The sequence below is a fragment of the Mesorhizobium sp. B2-4-14 genome (assembly GCF_006442155.1).
Lineage (GTDB): Bacteria > Pseudomonadota > Alphaproteobacteria > Rhizobiales > Rhizobiaceae > Mesorhizobium.
Map to the genome: position 1 here is coordinate 74748 of NZ_VFVA01000009.1, position 18605 is coordinate 93352.

Sequence of the window (18605 nt, forward strand, 5' to 3'; positions counted from 1 at the left end):
ATGATACGTACCGTCCCCACCAAACCCTATTCCGACCAGAAACCCGGCACGTCGGGCCTGCGCAAGAAGGTGCCTGTCTTCCAGCAGGAGCACTATGCCGAGAACTTCATCCAGTCGATCTTCGACGCGCTCGACGGCTTCAAGGGCAAGACCCTGGTGATCGGCGGCGATGGCCGCTATTACAACCGCGAGGTCATTCAGAAGGCCATCGCCATGGCCGCCGCCAACGGCTTCGGCAAGGTGATGGTCGGGCAGGGCGGCATATTGTCGACGCCGGCCGCCTCGCATGTCATCCGCAAATACAAGACCTTCGGCGGCATCATCCTGTCGGCCAGCCACAATCCCGGCGGCCCGCATGAGGATTTCGGCATCAAGTACAATGCCGGCAATGGCGGTCCGGCGCCGGAAAAGCTGACCGACGCCATCTTCGAAAAGACCAAGGCGATATCGAGCTTCAAGATCGCCGACATCGATACGATCGACATCGACACGATCGGCACGGTCACGGCCGCCGGCATGACGGTCGAGATCATCGATCCTGTCACCGACTATGCCGAGTTGATGGAAAGCCTCTTCGACTTCGACGCGCTGCGCAAACTGTTCAAGTCGGGCTTCCGCATGCGTTTCGACGCCATGCATGCGGTGACGGGCCCCTATGCCAAGGAGATCCTCGAACACAGGCTCGGCGCGCCCAACGGCACCTGCCGCAACTTCAAGCCGCTTCCGGATTTCGGCGGCCACCACCCGGACCCGAACCTCGTCCATGCCAAGCATCTCTATGATGAGATGATGGGACCGGACGCGCCCGATTTCGGTGCCGCTTCCGATGGCGACGGCGACCGTAACCTGATCATCGGGAAGGGCATTTTCGTCACCCCGTCCGATTCGGTGGCGATGCTGGCCGCCAACGCCCGCCTGGCGCCGGGCTATAAGGACGGGCTGAAGGGCATCGCCCGTTCGATGCCGACCAGTGGCGCGGCCGATCGCGTCGCCCACAAGCTCGGCATCGGCATCTATGAGACGCCGACCGGTTGGAAGTTCTTTGGCAATCTGCTCGATGCCGGCATGGCGACGATCTGCGGCGAGGAGAGTGCCGGGACCGGCTCCAACCATGTCCGTGAAAAGGACGGCCTATGGGCGGTGCTGTTGTGGCTCAACATCCTTGCCGCGCGCGGCGAGAGCTGCAAGCAGATCGTCACCGAGCACTGGGCGACTTATGGGCGCAACTACTATTCGCGCCACGATTATGAGGAGGTCGAGAGCGACCGGGCCAACGCGCTGGTCGACGAACTGCGCGCCAAGCTCGCTTCGCTGCCCGGCACCAGCGTGCGTGGCCTGAAGATCGCCAATGCCGACGACTTCGCCTATCACGACCCGGTCGATGGCTCGACCAGCGAGCACCAGGGCATCAGGGTGCTGTTCGAAAGCGGCTCCCGCGTCGTCTTCCGGCTTTCCGGCACCGGTACCTCGGGCGCGACGATCCGCGTCTACGTCGAGCGCTACGAGCCGGACAAGGCGAGGCACGACCTTGACACGCAGGTCGCGCTCGCCGACCTCATCGCCGCCGCCGACGACATCGCCGGGATCAAGAGCCACACCGGCCGCAACAAGCCGAGCGTGATTACTTGAGGGTGCCGCTACGCGCCCATAGCTCTCGCAAAGCGCCAGGTGAGACAATGACGGGCGTAGGGCGCTATACCCCCCTCTGGCCTGCCGGCCATCTCCCCCTCAAGGGGGGAGATTGGCGGTTTCAGTGTCTCGTTCCTCCTGCTGCGTTGGCCGTTGTTGAAAGCAGTGCGGCAGTGCGATCTCCCCCCTTGAGGGGGAGATGTCCGGCAGGGCAGAGGGGGGTGTCTCGCGCTAACCTGAGCTATATTTTCCAGTGACCCAGCTTGGCGCAACCGTCACCCGCGACGGCATCCGCTTCGCCGCATGGTCCTCATCGGCCCGCCGCCTCTGGGTTTCGATCTTCGACGAGCAGGGAAACCGTGAACTCGACAGGCTGGAGCTGAAGCCGGAAGACGAGGGGGTGCATGCGCTTTTTGTCTCTGGCGTTGCCGCGGGCACGCGCTACGGCTTCCGTGCCGATGGCGACTATGCGCCAGAGCGGGGGCTTTGGTTCGACCCTGACAAGCTGCTGACCGATCCCTATGCTGTCGAGACCGACCGACCCTATGCCTATCACTGGCGGCTTGCAGCGCGGCGCAACGAAGGCGCCGACACCGCGCCGCTGATGCCCAAGACCGTGGCGAAAGCCTTGCCCACGGCTATGCCCATCCTGCCGCCGCTGTTTCGTCCGGGTGGCCTGATCTACGAAGTGCCGGTGCGCGCCTTCACCAAGCTGCACCCGGAGGTGCCGGAGGCGCAGCGCGGCACCGTCGCGGCGCTCGCCCACCCGGCTGTCATCGAGCACCTGCAAAGGCTCGGCGTCTCCGCGGTCGAACTGATGCCGGTGACGGCGTCGATCGACGAGCGGCATCTGCCGCCGCTTGGGCTCAGCAACGCCTGGGGCTACAACCCCGTGACCTTCATGGCGCTCGACCCGCGCCTGGCGCCCGGCGGCCTGGCGGAATTGCGCGACACCGTCGCGGCGCTGCGTCAGGCCGGCATCGGCACCATTCTCGATCTTGTCTTCAACCATACGGGTGAAAGCGACCGGCTGGGTCCGACGCTGTCGCTGCGCGGGCTCGACAATCAGGCCTACTACCGGCACCAGCCGGATGGCAGGCTGGTCAACGACACCGGCACCGGCAACACGGTTGCGTGCGACCGTCCGGTGGTGCGGCAGATGGTGCTCGACACGCTTCGCCATTTCGTCCGCCAGGCCGGCGTCGATGGTTTTCGCTTCGACCTGGCGCCGGTGCTGGGGCGCGTCGACGGCGCGTTCGATCCCGCATCGCCGTTGCTCGGGGCGATCGCCGGAGATCCCGTCCTGGCCGATCGCGTGCTGGTCGCCGAACCCTGGGACATCGGTCCCGACGGCTACCAGCTCGGCAATTTTCCGGCGCGCTATCTGGAATGGAACGATCGTTATCGCGACGATGTCAGGCACTTTTGGCGTGGCGATGCCGGTGCGGTTGGACCGCTGGCGACGCGGCTTGCCGGCTCGTCCGATATTTTTGGCAGGACCGGCCAGCCAACCGGCCGCGCGGTCAATTTCATCGCCGCCCATGACGGCATGACACTGGCCGACATCGTCGCCTATGAGCGCAAGCACAACGCAGCCAATGGCGAGCAGAACCGCGACGGCCACAACGACAACCTGTCCTGGAACAATGGCGTCGAGGGCGAGACCGACAATGCGGCGATCACCAGGGCGCGCTTCGACGACCAGTGCGCGCTGCTTGCCACGCTTTTTGCCTCGCGCGGCACCATCATGCTCACCGCCGGCGACGAATTCGGCCGCACCCAGAAGGGCAACAACAACGCCTACGCGCAGGACAACGCCATCACCTGGCTCGACTGGGCAGGCCGCGACCAGGCGTTGGAACAATACATCTCGGCGCTCGCGGCGCTGCGCCGTACTGTCCCGGCGTTGTCGGACACGCATTTCCTGACAGGAGAGCCGGCCGGTGGTTCAGGCGTTCCCGATGTCGCCTGGCTGACCGAAACCGGCGTGGCGCTTTCCGAGGCGGATTGGAGCGATCCCGCCCGACACCGCCTCGTCATGCTGCTGGGCAGTCCCGAGGACGGCCGCTTTGCCGTCATGATCAACGGCGATCGCCGCCAATGCGTCTTCACCTTGCCTGCGCGCGACGGGTTCCAATGGCTGCCGGCGATGGAAACGCAGACAATCGACCTCGCGCGGCCGCTGCCGGGCCGCGGCGTCGGTTTCATGATTGAGCGTCGGACCGCAATGGGCCGCGCCGGGGAGGTTTCGTGATGGTCGATGATAGTGCCGGGCAGGGGGCCGAATGGTGGCGGGGCTGCGTCATCTATCAGGTTTATCCGCGCTCCTTCCAGGACACGACCGGTGACGGCAGCGGCGATCTCAGGGGCACCACGGCGAGGCTTGCCCATATCGCCTCGCTCGGTGTCGATGCCGTCTGGCTATCACCCTTCTTCAAGTCGCCGATGGCCGACATGGGCTATGACGTATCGGACTATCGCGACGTCGATCCGATGTTCGGCACGCTGGAGGATTTTGACGGGTTGGTCGCCGAAGCGCACCGTCTGGGCCTGAAGATCATCATCGATCAGGTGCTGTCGCACTCATCCGACAGGCACGAATGGTTTGTCGAAAGCCGAGCCAGCCGCAACAATCCCAAGGCAGACTGGTACGTCTGGGCCGATACGAAACCCGATGGCAACGCGCCCAACAACTGGCTGTCCGTCTTCGGCGGGCCGGCCTGGGAGTGGGATTCGACCCGCCGGCAATATTACATGCACAATTTCCTCGCCTCGCAGCCCGACCTGAATTTCCACAATCCGGATGTCCAGGATGCGCTTTTGGACACGGTGCGCTTCTGGCTGGAGCGTGGCGTCGACGGTTTCCGGCTCGATACGGTCAATTATTACGTCCATGACCGCTGGCTGCGCAGCAACCCGCCTCTGGCGTCGAGCGTCGCCGGCACCAATGGCGAGACCAACACCTATCTCTATCAGGAGCATCTGTTCGACAAGTCGCAGCCGGAAAACCTTGCCTTCCTCAGGCGCTTCAGGGCGCTGCTCGACGAGTATCAGGGCCGCGCCGCTGTCGGTGAAATCGGCGATGAAGGACGCTCGCTGCAGACGCTCGCCGCCTACACATCCGGCGGCGACAAGCTGCAGATGTGCTACACTTTCGACCTGCTCGGTCCGCAGTTTTCGGTCGCGCATGTGCGCGGCTGTGTCGAGGCTTTTGAAAGCGCGGTTGCCGATGGCTGGGTCTGCTGGGCGTTCTCCAATCATGATGTGGTGCGCCATGTCAGCCGCTGGACACGGGCGGGCGGCGATCCCGACATGGTGGCCAGGTTCTCGATCCTGTTGCTGTGCAGCCTGCGCGGCTCGATCTGCCTCTACCAGGGCGAGGAACTTGGCCTCGAAGAGGCGGAGCTTGCCTATGAGGATCTGCGCGATCCCGTTGGAATCCGCTTCTGGCCCGGTGCGAAGGGCAGGGATGGTTGTCGCACGCCGATGGTCTGGGAGGCTGGCGCCGGCAATGCTGGTTTCTCCACTGGCAAGCCCTGGTTGCCGGTGCCGGCAAGCCATCGTGCCCGTGCGGTCGATGTGCAGAACCGCGAGGAGCAATCGGTGCTGTCCGCCTACCGGTCAGCGCTCGCTTTGCGCAAACGGCATCCGGCGCTGGTCGGCGGTTCGATCCGTTTTCTTGACGCAGAGGGCGACGTGCTCGCCTTCATCCGCGAAGGCGGTGGTGAGAAATTGCTCGGTGTCTTCAATTTCGCCGGGGAGCCAGCGAATTGGCCGGTGCCATCGGATATCGGAATTGTTACCGCTGTCTTGGGCGGCGCCACAAACGTTGAGCACAACGCGCTCGCGCTGCCGGCGCTCGGCTGTTTCCTCGGTCGGCTTGACTGATCGCGGTTCGACCGTCTTTCAAGCGACCCGCTTGGCCGAAAAGCTCTACTGAACGAGCACCGCCCGCCCGCAGGTCGCTCCGGTGACGCGCACGTCGGCCTGGCCGACACCGACACCCAGTGCCGAAAGCACATTGTAAAGCAAGTCGTCGACGGGCGCTGTCACGATGTTAAGCAAAGCCGCCACCGCCGGCTTGACCGTTCCGAGCAGGGCGGTCGCATCGATCCCGAGACCAAGCAGATTGGCCGAAAGCGACAGGTTGTTGACCAGTGACGTGGTGAGCGACTGCGAGATGTTGCGCGTCGAAACGGTCTTGATCGTCTTGTTGGCGATGTCGGTCGCGTTGAAGGTCAGGGTCTGCGGGCTGTTGTTGGTGATCGCGGTCGCGGCCGACCCCATCACCTGGATCGGCGGTATCAACAGCAGCTTCACATCGGCGATGTCCGCATCCGTGAAGGTCTGCGGATGGCTGAAGTCGGCAAAACCAGAGGGGTTGTTGCTGTTGGCCAGGTTCAACTGGGCAATGCCAGGGTGTGCGGCGATGGAGACGTTGATGCTGGAAGGCCCTGTCGGACAGGTGATATCGGTCAGCTTGGCTTCGGCATAGGCGACTTCCACATTGAGCGGCAGATTGACGGCGACCAGGTTGATGCCGCCGGCGAGGCCGGGCGTGCCGATGCCGACGGAGGCCGTGAGTTTGATGCGCGTCTGGGCGGTCCGCACGATAGTGCCGATGCCGCCGACCGCGAGCCAGGGCGAGGATTGCGCCGGCTCTCCAATGGCAATGCTGAGCTTGGTGGAGAGCAGCCCCGGTATGGTGGCGCCGAGATCGACCGCGGCCTGGTTGGTGCCGTTCGCGAGTACGGCCGCGGCGGTCAGCATTCCCATGGCGCTTGCGTCGATCCCAAGGCCGGACGGCTGTTGCCCGAGGCCGAGGCTGCCGACGGAACCAAGGTCGACAAGGCTGCTGAGCGGGATCTTGACGGTACCAGTCGATTTGGAGGCGATGATCTGCAACGCGACCTTGGCGGTATTGCCGAGGCCAGGAACACTGGCCATGGCGGTGGCGATCTGGCCGACGGTCGCTTTCGAGGCCAGGACGTCGGAGTAGGTGCCGGCCGTGATGTTCAGTTGTGTGGCGAGCGCACTGACGAAGGAAAGCACGCTGACATCGGCCGAAATCAGCCCATTATAGTCCATGACGCTGAGCGAGATGTTGCCGCCGAGAAGTCCGCTCAAAAGAGCGTTGAGGATGCCGCCGTTGACGCTGAGCAGTCGGGATCCGACCGAGAATGTCGCCTGCGGCGTCATGCTGGCGGTGGCTTGGGTGCCGATGACCGGAGTGGGCAAAAGCGAGCTGGCGAAGTAGCGGGCGGGGATTTTCGTCAACGTGACGCGCACTGCATTATAGGGTGTCACGCCGGCCTGGAAGCGCTGGCCGACATTGGCGGTTGACGAGGCATATCGGCCTTGCGTGACCGTCACCACTGTCTTATCGACAGCCGGGGGAATGGTCTGGCCCGAAGCTTGAACGACGATACCTGGCATGCCGTTGTCGGTGAGCGTGGTGACGACCGCCGTGTTGACATTGTTGATGTTCGAGGCGGCGGTGATCGCCGCCAGGTCGACCATCGCCTGGGCTTGCCGGCGCTCGGTGTAGATTGAGGCCTCATCGATGGCCACCGCGGCCAGCGCCAGCGCGACCGGTGCGCTCAATGCCGTCATGACGGCGAAGTTCGCCTTCTTGTCGGCAAGCATATGCTGGGAAAGCCGCACCACCTTCGTGCGCCGACGCAACGGCATTCAGATACCCCCAACTCTGATCGTTGACTGGCGCGTGATCGTGGTCCCCGGCATGGCTATGCCCGGGAAGAGATTCCAGATCGGCAGGTTGCGTGCATCGTACTGGATGGACACCACGAACTGGCTCCCGTCGGCGGTGCTGTCATTGGCCTGGTAGGTCAGCTTGCTGGCATCGACGAAGGGATAGCCGCCGGCGTTGTTTGTCAGGAAGCTGGCCACGAGCGTCTGCCGCTCGGTCTGGTTCAACCCGGCGATGGCCGTCCGGGCGGCGTCGGCCGCGATCTGCTGGATTGAGTTGGCGGCCCCGAAATAGATGCCGTATGCAACCATCCCGAGCAGGAGAAGGATAAAGAGCGGTGATAGCACAGCGAACTCGACTGCCGAGGTCCCCGAAGCATCTGTTCGGAACTCGCGCCATCTGACCTTGGAAATAAGCTTCTCAACCATGGTGCCGAGCATGCCAAATTTCGCATGCAGAAAGCGAAAACTCAGGGTACAACCGGCGGCTGCGCACGATTGAAAAAGCCATTTCTAATTTAGAGGTTGCTTCTGTGATTGCGGGGATTGACTTAGGGTCAATCAGTACTCGGTTGAAAAGAGCTTACCTCCTGTCTAGTCTCCTGCCACCAGCTGCCGGAGGGAACCGGCGGCACGCTCAAAGGAGCCAGGCATCGGTTCCGGGGCGTCAACACACGAAAAGGCGCGCGACGGCAGCGCCGATAGGGAGAACTTCATGCTGAAAAACATGCTGAAGGCGACAGTTTTCGCCACGACCATGGCAGTGACCGCCGGCACGTTCTACACGCCGGCATTCGCCGAAATTGTCTACAACCGAGGCACCGCTGCCGAATCCGAATCCGTCGACCCGCACAAGACCTCGACGGTCTACGAAGCCAATGTCTTGCGCGACCTGTTCCAGGGCCTCGTCATGCAGGATGAGAAGGCCAATGTCATCCCAGGCGCCGCCGAGAGCTGGACGGTATCGGATGACGGCACCGTCTACACCTTCAAGCTGCGCAAGGACGGCATGTGGTCGGATGGCAGCCCGGTGACTGCCGAGGACTTCGTCTATGCCTTCCGCAGGCTGGAGGATCCGGCCACCGGCGCCGAATATGCTTCCATGCTCTATCCCATCAAGAATGCCGAGGAGGTCAACACCAAGAAGGGCAAGCCTGAGGATATGGGCGCCAAGGCGATTGACGCAAATACGCTGGAAGTGACGCTGAAGGCGCCGACGCCCTACTTCCTGGAGATGCTGACCCACCAGGCGACCTATCCGGTCAGCAAGGCCTCCATCGAAAAGCTCGGCGCCGACTGGATCAAGCCGGGCAAGCTGGTGTCGAACGGCGCCTACACGCTGGCGGAATGGGTCCCTAACGACCACATGAAGCTGGTCAAGAATCCGAAATTCTGGGACGCGGGCAGCGTCAAGATCGACGTCGTCAACTACATTCCGACCGAAGACCGTTCTTCGGCGATGAAGCGCTTCGAGGCTGGCGAACTCGACAGCTACGACGATCTGCCGACCGAACAGCTCGCCGACCTGAAAACCAAGTTCGGCGACCAGATCCATGTCGGGCCGTATCTCGGCACCTACTATTATGCGATCAAGACCGACAAGGCGCCGTGGAACAACCCCGAGCTGCGCAACGCCATCTCGATGGCGATCGACCGTGACTTCATCGCCGAAAAGGTCTGGCAGAATTCGATGCTGCCCGGCTATTCGATGGTGCCTCCCGGCATTGAGGGCTACACGCCGGCAATGGCCAAATATGCCGACATGCCGCAGATCGATCGTGAGGACGCGGCCAAGAAAATCCTCGAGAAGCTCGGCTATACGCCCGAACATCCGCTGAAGATGGAGATCCGCTACAACACCTCGGAGAACCACAAGAACACTGCCGTCGCCATTCAGGAGCAGTTGAAGCCCCTCGGCGTCGACGTCACCTTGCTCAACACCGACACCAAGACCCACTATTCCTTCCTGGAGCAGAAGGGCGACTATGACGTGGCGCGCGCCGCCTGGATCGCCGACTACAAGGATCCGGAAACCTTCCTCGGCATCTCGCGCAAGGCGAGCGGCAACAACTATTCGAGCTACAACAGCCCGCAATACGAGGCTGCCATGGACAAGGCAGCCGCTGCCGGCGGCAAGCCTGAAGAACGCATGAAGGATCTCGCTGAAGCCGAGCGCATCCTCGTCGACGACGTCGGCCAGATTCCGCTGCTCTACTATAGCTACCACGACATCGTTTCCACGAAGCTGCACGGCTTTGTCGACAATGTGATGGACGTTCACCCGTCCCGCTTCATCAGCAAGGACTGACCTCCCAGGCCAAACCCGCCGCGCCCTTGAGTGGCGCGGCGGTGCTGGTTTGCCATCGCATCGGCCCGGGAACCGGAATCGCTTTTCGGAAAGTTCGGTGCGTAGATTTGAAAGCCGGAGTACAATCATCCCGTTGGACGGATGTGTTCCGGATCAAGCGGGGCACCGATGCTGCGATATGTATTCCGGCGGCTCTTGACCGCCATTCCGACGCTGTTCGTTATCGTGACGATGGCGTTCTTTCTGATGCGGGTTGCGCCGGGCGGGCCATTCAACCAGGAGCGGGGACTGAGCCCCGAGATCAGGGCTAACCTTGAAGCCCAGTATGGTCTCAACGACCCGCTCTGGCTGCAATATGCGCATTATCTCGGCAATCTGCTGCGCGGTAATTTCGGCCCGAGCTACAACATGCCGGACTTCACCGTCACCGAATTGTTTGCCAAGGGCCTGCCCATTTCCGTCCAGCTCGGTGCCTCGGCGCTGATCCTGGCGCTGCTGCTCGGCAGCCTGCTCGGCACCATTGCCGCGCTCAACCAGAACAAGCTTGGCGACTATGCGGTGATTGCGTTGGCGACAGCCGGCAGCACCATTCCGACCTTCGTCATCGCGCCGGTGATCCAGCTCCTGTTCGGGCTGACCTGGAAGCTGTTGCCGATCGGCGGTTGGGGCGATGGCGCCTTCATCAACAAGGTCGGCCCGGTGCTGACGCTTGCCTTGCCGCAGATTGCCATCGTTGCCCGCCTCATGCGGGGTTCGATGATTGAATCGCTGCGGTCCCACCATATCCGAACCGCCCGCGCGCTCGGCCTTTCCGACTGGTCGGTGGTGGTCAAGCACGCGCTGCGCGGTGCCATCCTGCCGATCGTCTCCTTCACCGGGCCGGCGGCGGCAGCGCTGCTGACCGGCTCGGTCATTGTCGAGACCATCTTCTCCATTCCCGGCGTCGGCCGTTATTTCGTCGATGCCGCGCTCAACCGCGACTACACGCTGGTGATGGGGACGGTGGTGGTGATCGCCATCTTCACCATCGTCTTCAACCTGATCGTCGATGTCATGTACGCGGTCGTCGACCCAAGGGTGCGCTATGACTGACATCGCAGCCACAGCTCCCGTCGTGGTCGGCCGCTCGCTCTGGGGCGATGCCTGGGCGCGCCTGAAGGCCAATCGCGCCGCCATGTTCAGCCTCTACTACCTCGTTTTTATCGCCGCCATCAGCGTGTTCGGCCCCTGGTTCGTGCCGCACCAGTATACGACCATCTATGCCGACTATGTGCGCACGCCGCCGAGTCTTACGGCCTACCCGAAGGCCGATATGATCGAGACGGCCCTCAACGACGCGATCAAGCGCATGCGGGTCGACATCAAGGAATGGAAGCAGGATGGGGAGCGCGTCACGGTCACCGTCACCTCCACCAAACCCATCGATGATCGCAACATCCGCTACCTCGACCGCTCCGATGCCTTCGACGACACCAAGATCGAGAGCAAGTCGCCCGACGGCCTCGAAGTGGTGATGAGCACGTCGGTGAAGCAGCAATATTTTCTGTTCGGCACCGACAATACCGGCCGCGATCTTCTCTCGCGCACACTGATGGCCGGCCGCATATCGCTGGCCATCGGCCTGCTTGCTGGTGTCGTGGCGGTGGTGATCGGGGTGGTCTACGGCGCCACGGCCGGCTTTGCAGGGGGCAAGGTCGACGAGGTCATGATGCGCATCGTCGACGTGCTCTATTCCTTGCCGTTCATTTTCTTCGTCATCATGCTGGTGGTGTTCTTCGGCCGCAATTTCGTGCTGATGTTCCTGGCGGTCGGTGCGGTGCTGTGGCTCGATATGGCACGCATCGTGCGTGGCCAGGCATTGTCGATCCGACGTCAGGAATATGTCCAGGCGGCGGAGGCGATGGGCGTCGGCCACCGCGGCATCCTGCTACGCCATGTCATCCCCAATCTGCTTGGTCCGGTGGTGATCTACATGACGCTGCTGGTGCCACAGGTCATTATCCTGGAAAGCTTCCTGTCATTCCTCGGCCTTGGCATCCAGGAGCCGATGACCAGCTGGGGCGTGCTGATCTCGGTCGGTGCCAAGAACATCGGCACCGCCAACTGGCTGCTCCTGTTCCCCGCCTTCTTCCTCGTCTCGACGCTGTTCGCCCTGAATTTCGTCGGCGACGGTCTGCGCGATGCGCTCGACCCAAGGGATCGATAAAGATGGGGATCGCTGAGATGACCGCTCCTGAAACGATCCTCAGCGTCAAGGACCTGCGCGTCCGCTTTCGCACGCTGGATGGCGCCGTCGAGGCGGTGAAGGGCATCAACATTCATGTCAACGCGGGTGAGACCGTTGCCGTGGTCGGCGAATCCGGCTCCGGGAAAAGTCAGACCATGATGGCGGCGATGAGCTTGCTGGCCTCCAATGGCGAGGCGTCAGGCAGTGTCGACTATCGCGGCCGCAACCTGCTGACACTGAGCAAATCCGAGCTGAATAAGGTCAGGGGCCGCAAGATCAGCATGATCTTCCAGGAGCCGATGACCTCGCTCGATCCGCTCTATTCGATCGGCAACCAGTTGATCGAGCCGATCCGGCGGCATCGGGGCCTGAATGCCGCCGAGGCGCATGAGGAGGCGCTGAAGCTGCTGCGGCTGGTGCATATTCCGGATCCCGAGCGGCGGATGAAATCCTATCCGCACGAAATGTCCGGTGGTCAGCGCCAGCGCGTGATGATCGCCATGGCGCTCGCCAACGACCCCGACATATTGATCGCCGACGAGCCGACGACGGCCCTCGACGTGACCATCCAGGCACAGATACTGATGCTTCTGGCCGAGTTGCAGCGCAAGCTTGGCATGGCGATCGTCTTCATCACCCATGACCTTGGCATCGTCCGGCGCTTCGCCGACCGGGTCTATGTCATGCGCCAGGGCGAGGTTGTCGAGGAAGGCGAGGCGGAGGCGATCTTCGTCAACCCGCAGCATGCCTATACCAAGATGCTGCTGGCGGCCGAACCGACAGGCACCAAGGCGCCTCCGCCCGCCAATGCGCCGGTGGTCCTTGAAGGCAGGAATGTCGAAGTCACATTCAAGATCGGCGGCGGGTTTCTGGCTGGTGAACCGCTGATGCTGCGTGCGGTCGATCACATTTCGATCCGGCTGCAGCGCAACCAGACCATCGGCATCGTCGGAGAATCCGGCTCGGGCAAGTCGACGCTCGGCCGCGCCTTGCTGCGGCTGCTGCCGAGCGATGGTTTGATCCGTTTTGGCGATCGCGACATTTCCACCGCCGACCGGCAGGCGATGCGGCCGCTGCGGCGTCAGATGCAACTCGTTTTCCAGGATCCATTCGGCTCGCTATCGCCGCGCATGACAGTCGGCCAGGTCATTACCGAAGGCCTGCTGGTGCATGAGCCGAACCTTTCGGGCAAACAGCGCGACCAGCGCGCGGTCGAGGCCTTGCGCGAGGTCGGCCTCGATCCGAACGCCCGCAACCGCTACCCGCATGAATTCTCTGGCGGGCAGCGGCAACGCATCGCCATTGCCCGCGCCATGATCCTGAAGCCCAAAATGGTCGTACTGGATGAACCGACCTCGGCGCTCGATCGCTCGGTGCAGAAACAGATCGTCGAACTATTGCGCAAGCTGCAGGCGGACCATGAACTGTCCTACCTGTTCATCAGCCACGATCTCGCCGTGGTGCGCGCCATGGCCGACTACATCATCGTCATGAAGCAAGGCAAGATCGTCGAAGAAGGGCCGACCGAGGCGATCTTCGGCAATCCGCAAGCGCCCTACACGCAGACGCTGATGAACGCCGCGATTGATGTCACACGGTTCCGGTTGAGTGCGTGAGACTTCGCGCCAGGTAAAGGCAATCATCACGGCTGTGCGCTCAGCCAGCTGACCTATGGCACCTGCGCGCCCGCGCAGCGACAATGGCATCATGTTGCTGCTTCAGCCGTTCGATCCTGGCCGTCTCGCGGTTAGCGATCGCCGTCTTCACGCGCGAGCCACCCAAAAGCCAGCGTGGGACACTGCTGTTGGCGACCTTGCCGCGCGTGATCGCGGTTTGCGAGATCGCGCTGGCGGTGCTTCCCAGCGCGCTGTTGAGTTCGGTGCAGCTCATGCTGTCGTATTTCGCTGGGTTGCCGGTCCCGCCGATCGACGAGCAGCCAGTAGCAAGAAGCACCGCAACCAAAACAGTCGGTGCCGATGCTGCCGTTGAAGCCAAGTTCATGTCCGCATCCGGCTCGCCGTCTTACCGGCCCCTCATATCCATCGAACTACCTAGGGCCGATGCCCATTTCGTCAAAGCCTTGCGCCCCGCCGGGCATGGTCGCCGCCTGCTCCGGTCCGTGATGCGTGAACCGTCGACCCGCCCACGGCGGCTGGCCAGTGCATCAATCTTTTGAGATTTTTATGCCGCCTCGGCGACGAAGCTGTCCAAGGGCGCGCAACCGCCGAGCACGGCCTGGGCGATGTCGGTCTCGGTTTCATCGACATGCGCCGTCACCAAAACAATCCCCTCGGCTGCGCTCCGATCATCCGGTTTTTTGGCAGTCGGGACGAATGCTCCAAGCAGCGCGCCAGCGCCACCGCCGCAGAGCGCGCCAATCATTGCAGTTGCAGATAATCCGGCCGGAAGCGAACTGACGCCGTAGACGGCGACAGCACTCAGGCAAGCCAGCACCCCGGCGACAGCGCCAAGGATGACGGCCGGCGTCCTTAGGATCCCGATCTCGTCGTGGTAGGGGCCGATAATGGCAATGCGTACGCAAGGAATGCCCGCCGCCACCAGATCGCCGGCGACCCGTGCCGCTTCGGCATGGGAATCAAAAAGCCTGCTGATTGTCCGCATGGTCTCAGGGCGTTCCCTTGTCGGCCAGCGTGTCGGTAACGAAAGAAGCCGCGATCAGATCGTCGCCATCGATCCGGCCGTGGCCGTCCTCGATCACGGCTGCGACCTTCTGAAAGGTCCTCATTTCACCTTCGGTAATCCGGGCCTCCCGCATCCTGTTTCTGAGCCCGGCCACGCGCATTCCCAAGGCATGGGATCTTGCAGTCTCACGGTTCGACATGTTCATCCAATTCCGCTCTTCTGATCGTGTGATCGTGTCCGCGCCCACCAACGAACTGGGACGGAGTGCAAATGTTCCTGGGGCTGGGCTTCGGTCGGTTGGTAGCAGGACCTAAGTCTGACCGCAAAACCCTATGGCCCCGTCAGGCGCACCGCCCGGAACAGCCACCGGTTGCCCTCGTTGTCCGCTGCAGAATCGTCGGAGGAAGCTGACCAGAAAAGTGTTGGCGCGTTGGTTGCTCGCACCGGTCTTCGCAATGGCCATCACCGCCATGGTGATTGGCATAGTCCTCGGCTGACCGTCCAGGCACAGCTCCGCACCCGAGGGCGACGAAAGCTGGCGAAATGCGACAGAAGCGCTGCCATTGCCGCTTGCAGGAATGAAGTGTGGCGGCTATAAGCCCGCGGTCTGGTCACGGAGTGTAGCGCAGTCTGGTAGCGCACCTCGTTCGGGACGAGGGGGTCGCAGGTTCAAATCCTGCCACTCCGACCAGAAAGAACAAGCACTTAGGCATCCCGGCTGTGGCGCCCACCTTATTTCCCTGGCGAAAACAAGGGCTAAGAGGACTCGCTTCGCCGCCCACCCGGCCTCGGGTTTTGCGAGACGGACAAGGCGTAGCACCGCTCAATACGGGCTCGCCACATCCCCCATCTCGACATAGACAGCCTTCAGCTGCGAATAAAGCGCCAGTGCCGCCAGCGAGTTCTCGCGGCCGATGCCGGACTGCTTGAAGCCACCGAAAGGGATTTCCACCGGCGTCAGATTGTAGGCATTGATCCAGCAGGTGCCGGCCTGAAGCTCGGCGATGACGCGATGGGCGCGCGGCAGGTCGCGCGTGAACACGCCTGCGGCCAATCCGAATTCGGTGTCGTTGGCGCGGTCGATCACCTCGTCCTCGCCATCGAATTTCAGCACGCTCATCACAGGCCCGAAGATTTCCTCGCGCGCGATGCGCATCGTGTCGGTGACACCCGTAAATACCGTCGGCTCGACAAAGAAGCCGCCCTGGAAGCCTTGCAAGGAAGGCACGTTGCCACCGCAGGCGAGTGCAGCGCCGTCCTGCTTGCCGGCCTCGATATAGCCAACCACCTTCTCATGCTGCGCCCTGGATACCAGCGGACCCATCTGGGTCTCCGGGTCGAGCGGGTCGCCGATGCGGATTTTCTTCGTCCGCTCGACCAATCGCTCGACGAAGCGGTCGTGAATGCCGCTTTGCACGAAGACGCGCGTGCCGTTGGAGCAGATCTGGCCGGTCGAATAGAAATTGCCGAGCATGGCGCCGCCGATGGCGTTCTCGATGTCGGCGTCGTCGAAGACGATCAGCGGCGACTTGCCCCCAAGCTCCATCGTTGCGTGCTTCATCTTCGAACCGGCTGATGACAACACCTTTCGGCCGGTCGGCACCGAGCCCGTCACCGAGACCTTGGCGACGACATCGTGGCCGACGAGCCCGGCGCCGACGTCGCCATAGCCCTGCACCACATTGAACAGCCCATCGGGCAGGCCGGCCTCGCTGTAGATCTCGGCCAGCGCCAACGCCGAAAGAGGGGTGTTCTCCGACGGCTTGAACACCATGGCGTTGCCCATGGCCAGCGCCGGCGCCGATTTCCAGCCGGCGATCTGGATCGGGTAGTTCCAGGCGCCGATGCCGACGCAGACGCCGAGCGCCTCGCGCCGCGTATAGGCAAAGGGACCGCCAAGATCGACGGCCTCACCATTATAGGCGGCGACCGCGCCGCCGAAATATTCAAGGCAGTCCGCCGCCGAAGGCGCGTCCGCCACAAGCGTCTCCTGGATCGCCTTCCCGGTGTCCAACGTTTCGATGCGGGCGAGATCTGCGTTGCGGGCGCGCAAAATGTCGGCGGCGCGGCGCAGGATGCGGCCGCGCTCGACCGGCTTCAGCCGCGCCCAGGCCGGCTGTGCGGCCCGTGCGGCCTCGATCGCGAGTTCCAGCACGTTCGGCGTCGCCGAACGCAGCATCGCGATGGTCTCGCCCGTTGCCGGATAGATGACCGGCAACGGCGCGCCCTGCTCGTCGTCGATATAGCGTCCGTTGACATAGTGCGATGCCGTGGGCTGGGCGCGCATGGGAGTCTCCACATTGTCTTCGCCGCAGCGCCGCGCGTCCTCCTGGACGCGCAAAGGACGCTGCAGCACCTTATTTCTGGGCATGAACTTTCCAGAAATCGTATCCGATTTCGGGATCATGCGCCGGAGGAATGTCCCGGGATCATGCTCTATCTGTCCGACACCTGCCAGCGCGGATTGATCCATGGCTCCTGGTTGGAGGGCGCCAGCGGCGTGCGGCCGAGAATGTGGTCGGAGGCCTTCTCGCCGGTCATGATCGACGGCGCGTTGAGGTTGCCGTTGGTGACACGCGGGAAGATCGAGGAATCGGCGACGCGCAAGCCCTCGACACCGATGACCCGGCATTCCGGATCGACGACACTCATTGCGTCGTCGGCTCGCCCCATCTTGCAGGTGCCGCAGGGGTGGTAGGCGCTCTCGGCATGGTCGCGGATGAACACGTCGAGATCGTCGTCCGACTGCACATGGCTGCCCGGCGAGATTTCTTCGCCGCGATAGGCGTCGAACGCCTTCTGGCCGAAGATCTGTCGCGTCAGCCGGATGCAGTGGCGGAACTCGGCCCAGTCGTCCGGATGCGACATGTAGTTGAAGTGGATCAGCGGCTTCGATTTTGGATCCGGCGAGCGCAGCGTCACCGAGCCGCGTGATTTCGACCGCATCGGTCCGACATGGGCCTGGAAGCCATGCGACTTCGCCGCCGCCTTGCCGTCATACCGAACCGCCGCCGGGATGAAGTGGTACTGGATATCGGGGTAGTCGACGCCGGCGCGCGAGCGCACGAATGCCGCCGCCTCGAAATGGTTGGTGGCCCCGAGGCCTGATTTGAAGAACAGCCACTGCGCCCCGATCATCGCCTTGGAGAACGGGTTGAGCACCGAATTCAGCGTGATCGGCTTGGTCGATTCCTGCTGGATGTACAGCTCCAGATGATCCTGCAGGTTGCGGCCGACGCCGGGCCGGTCGGCCACGACGGCAATGCCGTTTTCGCGTAAATGGTCGGCCGGGCCGATGCCGGACAGCATCAGGATCTTGGGCGAGTTGATCGACGAGGCGGCGACGATCACCTCACGTCGCGCCTTAACGACCTGAATCTGCTTGTGAGCCTCGATCTCGACGCCGATGGCGCGTTGATTCTCGATGATCACCCGCCGGGCAAAACCTTTGACCAGACTCACGTTTTTACGCCTGAGCGCCGGCTTCAGATAGGCTGATGCCGCCGACCAGCGCCGACCGCCCAGAATGGTCTGCTCCATCGCGCCGAAGCCTTCCTGCTTGGCACCATTGTAGTCGTCGGTCAGTTCGAACCCGGCCTGACGGCCCGCCTCGACGAAGGCACCATAGAGCGGATTGCGCCGCGAGCCGCGCTGCACATGCAGCGGCCCACCATGTCCGCGCCAGCCGTCCTCGCCTCCGTCGGAATCTTCCATGCGCTTGAAATAGGGAAGCACGTCGGCAAAGCCCCAGCCGGCCGCCCCCTGTTCGGCCCAATGATCGAAGTCGCGGGCATGGCCGCGCACATAGACCATCCCGTTAATAGAGGACGAACCGCCGATCACCTTGCCGCGCGGCGTCGCCAGCACACGGCCGCCGAGATGGGATTCAGGTTCGCTGGCGAAGCCCCAGTCATAGAGGCTCATGTTGAGCGGGATCGACAGCGCCGACGGCATCTGGATCAGCGGCCCGATATCGCTGCCGCCGAATTCGATGACGATGACCGAATGCTTGCCGTCTTCCGACAGGCGATAGGCCATGGCCGAGCCGGCGGAGCCGGAGCCGATGATGACGAAATCCGCTTCAAGCAT

Annotated in this window: 14 protein-coding genes and 1 tRNA gene; 8 read left to right on the forward strand and 7 right to left on the reverse strand. The window is 62.9% G+C overall.

What is annotated here, in order from left to right; genetic code table 11:
• From FJ938_RS10710 to FJ938_RS10725, 3 genes are all read left to right on the forward strand, one after another.
• Window positions 1–1629: an alpha-D-glucose phosphate-specific phosphoglucomutase gene (locus FJ938_RS10710; protein ID WP_140693487.1), complete on the forward strand. Its 1629-nt coding sequence runs from the start codon at window positions 1–3 to the stop codon at window positions 1627–1629.
• A 253-nt stretch (window positions 1630–1882) separates the two neighbouring features.
• Window positions 1883–3883, forward strand: coding sequence for a glycogen debranching protein GlgX (gene glgX / locus FJ938_RS10720; RefSeq protein ID WP_140693490.1), 2001 nt, complete (start codon window positions 1883–1885; stop codon window positions 3881–3883).
• The gene (locus FJ938_RS10725; RefSeq protein WP_140693493.1) at window positions 3883–5517 is read left to right on the forward strand and encodes an alpha-glucosidase family protein; all 1635 of its coding nucleotides are present in this window, start codon (window positions 3883–3885) and stop codon (window positions 5515–5517) included. Before glgX ends, FJ938_RS10725 begins: the two co-directional genes overlap by 1 nt.
• Window positions 5518–5562: 45 nt before the next feature.
• Here the strand turns inward: FJ938_RS10725 and FJ938_RS10730 are convergent, their stop codons facing one another.
• On the reverse strand, window positions 5563–7320 hold the full coding sequence (locus tag FJ938_RS10730) for a TadG family pilus assembly protein (protein ID WP_140693496.1): 1758 nt from the start codon (window positions 7318–7320) through the stop codon (window positions 5563–5565).
• Window positions 7321–7767, reverse strand: a complete 447-nt coding sequence (locus FJ938_RS10735) for a TadE/TadG family type IV pilus assembly protein (RefSeq protein ID WP_140693665.1) — start codon at window positions 7765–7767, stop codon at window positions 7321–7323. It lies immediately after the preceding gene.
• Window positions 7768–8053: 286 nt separating this feature from the next.
• On the opposite strand from FJ938_RS10735, the gene FJ938_RS10740 reads away from it, so the two are divergent.
• From FJ938_RS10740 to FJ938_RS10755, 4 genes are all read left to right on the forward strand, one after another.
• Entirely contained in the window at window positions 8054–9646 is a 1593-nt protein-coding gene (locus FJ938_RS10740) for a peptide ABC transporter substrate-binding protein (RefSeq protein WP_140610020.1), read from the forward strand.
• Between the two features lie 168 nt (window positions 9647–9814).
• Window positions 9815–10738, forward strand: coding sequence for an ABC transporter permease subunit (locus FJ938_RS10745; protein ID WP_140693499.1), 924 nt, complete (start codon window positions 9815–9817; stop codon window positions 10736–10738).
• Window positions 10731–11852 carry an ABC transporter permease subunit gene (locus FJ938_RS10750; protein ID WP_140693501.1) on the forward strand — a complete coding sequence of 374 codons (1122 nt, stop codon included), beginning with the start codon at window positions 10731–10733 and terminating at the stop codon, window positions 11850–11852. Before FJ938_RS10745 ends, FJ938_RS10750 begins: the two co-directional genes overlap by 8 nt.
• Window positions 11853–11869: 17 nt before the next feature.
• Complete coding sequence (locus FJ938_RS10755; protein WP_140693504.1) at window positions 11870–13489, forward strand: ABC transporter ATP-binding protein; 1620 nt, start codon at window positions 11870–11872, stop codon at window positions 13487–13489.
• Between the two features lie 40 nt (window positions 13490–13529).
• On the opposite strand, the gene FJ938_RS29685 is transcribed toward FJ938_RS10755, so the two are convergent.
• The 3 genes from FJ938_RS29685 to FJ938_RS10770 form a co-directional block, all read right to left on the reverse strand.
• The gene (locus tag FJ938_RS29685) at window positions 13530–13874 is read right to left on the reverse strand and encodes a hypothetical protein (RefSeq protein WP_140610016.1); all 345 of its coding nucleotides are present in this window, start codon (window positions 13872–13874) and stop codon (window positions 13530–13532) included.
• 180 nt (window positions 13875–14054) lie between these two features.
• Complete coding sequence (locus FJ938_RS10765; RefSeq protein WP_140693507.1) at window positions 14055–14495, reverse strand: hypothetical protein; 441 nt, start codon at window positions 14493–14495, stop codon at window positions 14055–14057.
• A 4-nt stretch (window positions 14496–14499) separates the two neighbouring features.
• Window positions 14500–14715, reverse strand: coding sequence for a hypothetical protein (locus tag FJ938_RS10770; RefSeq protein WP_140693668.1), 216 nt, complete (start codon window positions 14713–14715; stop codon window positions 14500–14502).
• Window positions 14716–15130: 415 nt separating this feature from the next.
• On the opposite strand from FJ938_RS10770, the gene FJ938_RS10775 reads away from it, so the two are divergent.
• Window positions 15131–15207 (forward strand) — tRNA-Pro (locus FJ938_RS10775).
• Between the two features lie 132 nt (window positions 15208–15339).
• Here FJ938_RS10775 and betB read toward each other — a convergent pair.
• Window positions 15340–16803, reverse strand: coding sequence for a betaine-aldehyde dehydrogenase (gene betB, locus FJ938_RS10780; protein ID WP_140693670.1), 1464 nt, complete (start codon window positions 16801–16803; stop codon window positions 15340–15342).
• A 149-nt stretch (window positions 16804–16952) separates the two neighbouring features.
• Window positions 16953–18605 (reverse strand): choline dehydrogenase, encoded by a 1653-nt coding sequence (gene betA, locus FJ938_RS10785; RefSeq protein WP_140693510.1) that lies wholly within the window; start codon window positions 18603–18605, stop codon window positions 16953–16955.

Excerpts from the sequence above, each read along its gene's own strand:
- FJ938_RS10745 (WP_140693499.1), top strand. The coding sequence starts at position 9,815 with ATGCTGCGATATGTATTCCGGCGGCTCTTGACCGCCATTCCGACGCTG.
- betB (WP_140693670.1), bottom strand. The coding sequence starts at position 16,803 with ATGCGCGCCCAGCCCACGGCATCGCACTATGTCAACGGACGCTATATC.
- FJ938_RS10730 (WP_140693496.1), bottom strand. The coding sequence starts at position 7,320 with ATGCCGTTGCGTCGGCGCACGAAGGTGGTGCGGCTTTCCCAGCATATG.
- FJ938_RS10710 (WP_140693487.1), top strand. The coding sequence starts at position 1 with ATGATACGTACCGTCCCCACCAAACCCTATTCCGACCAGAAACCCGGC.
- betA (WP_140693510.1), bottom strand. The coding sequence starts at position 18,605 with ATGCTTGAAGCGGATTTCGTCATCATCGGCTCCGGCTCCGCCGGCTCG.
- FJ938_RS10740 (WP_140610020.1), top strand. The coding sequence starts at position 8,054 with ATGCTGAAAAACATGCTGAAGGCGACAGTTTTCGCCACGACCATGGCA.
- FJ938_RS10735 (WP_140693665.1), bottom strand. The coding sequence starts at position 7,767 with ATGGTTGAGAAGCTTATTTCCAAGGTCAGATGGCGCGAGTTCCGAACA.
- FJ938_RS10755 (WP_140693504.1), top strand. The coding sequence starts at position 11,870 with ATGACCGCTCCTGAAACGATCCTCAGCGTCAAGGACCTGCGCGTCCGC.
- FJ938_RS10725 (WP_140693493.1), top strand. The coding sequence starts at position 3,883 with ATGGTCGATGATAGTGCCGGGCAGGGGGCCGAATGGTGGCGGGGCTGC.
- FJ938_RS29685 (WP_140610016.1), bottom strand. The coding sequence starts at position 13,874 with ATGAACTTGGCTTCAACGGCAGCATCGGCACCGACTGTTTTGGTTGCG.
- FJ938_RS10750 (WP_140693501.1), top strand. The coding sequence starts at position 10,731 with ATGACTGACATCGCAGCCACAGCTCCCGTCGTGGTCGGCCGCTCGCTC.
- FJ938_RS10765 (WP_140693507.1), bottom strand. The coding sequence starts at position 14,495 with ATGCGGACAATCAGCAGGCTTTTTGATTCCCATGCCGAAGCGGCACGG.
- FJ938_RS10770 (WP_140693668.1), bottom strand. The coding sequence starts at position 14,715 with ATGTCGAACCGTGAGACTGCAAGATCCCATGCCTTGGGAATGCGCGTG.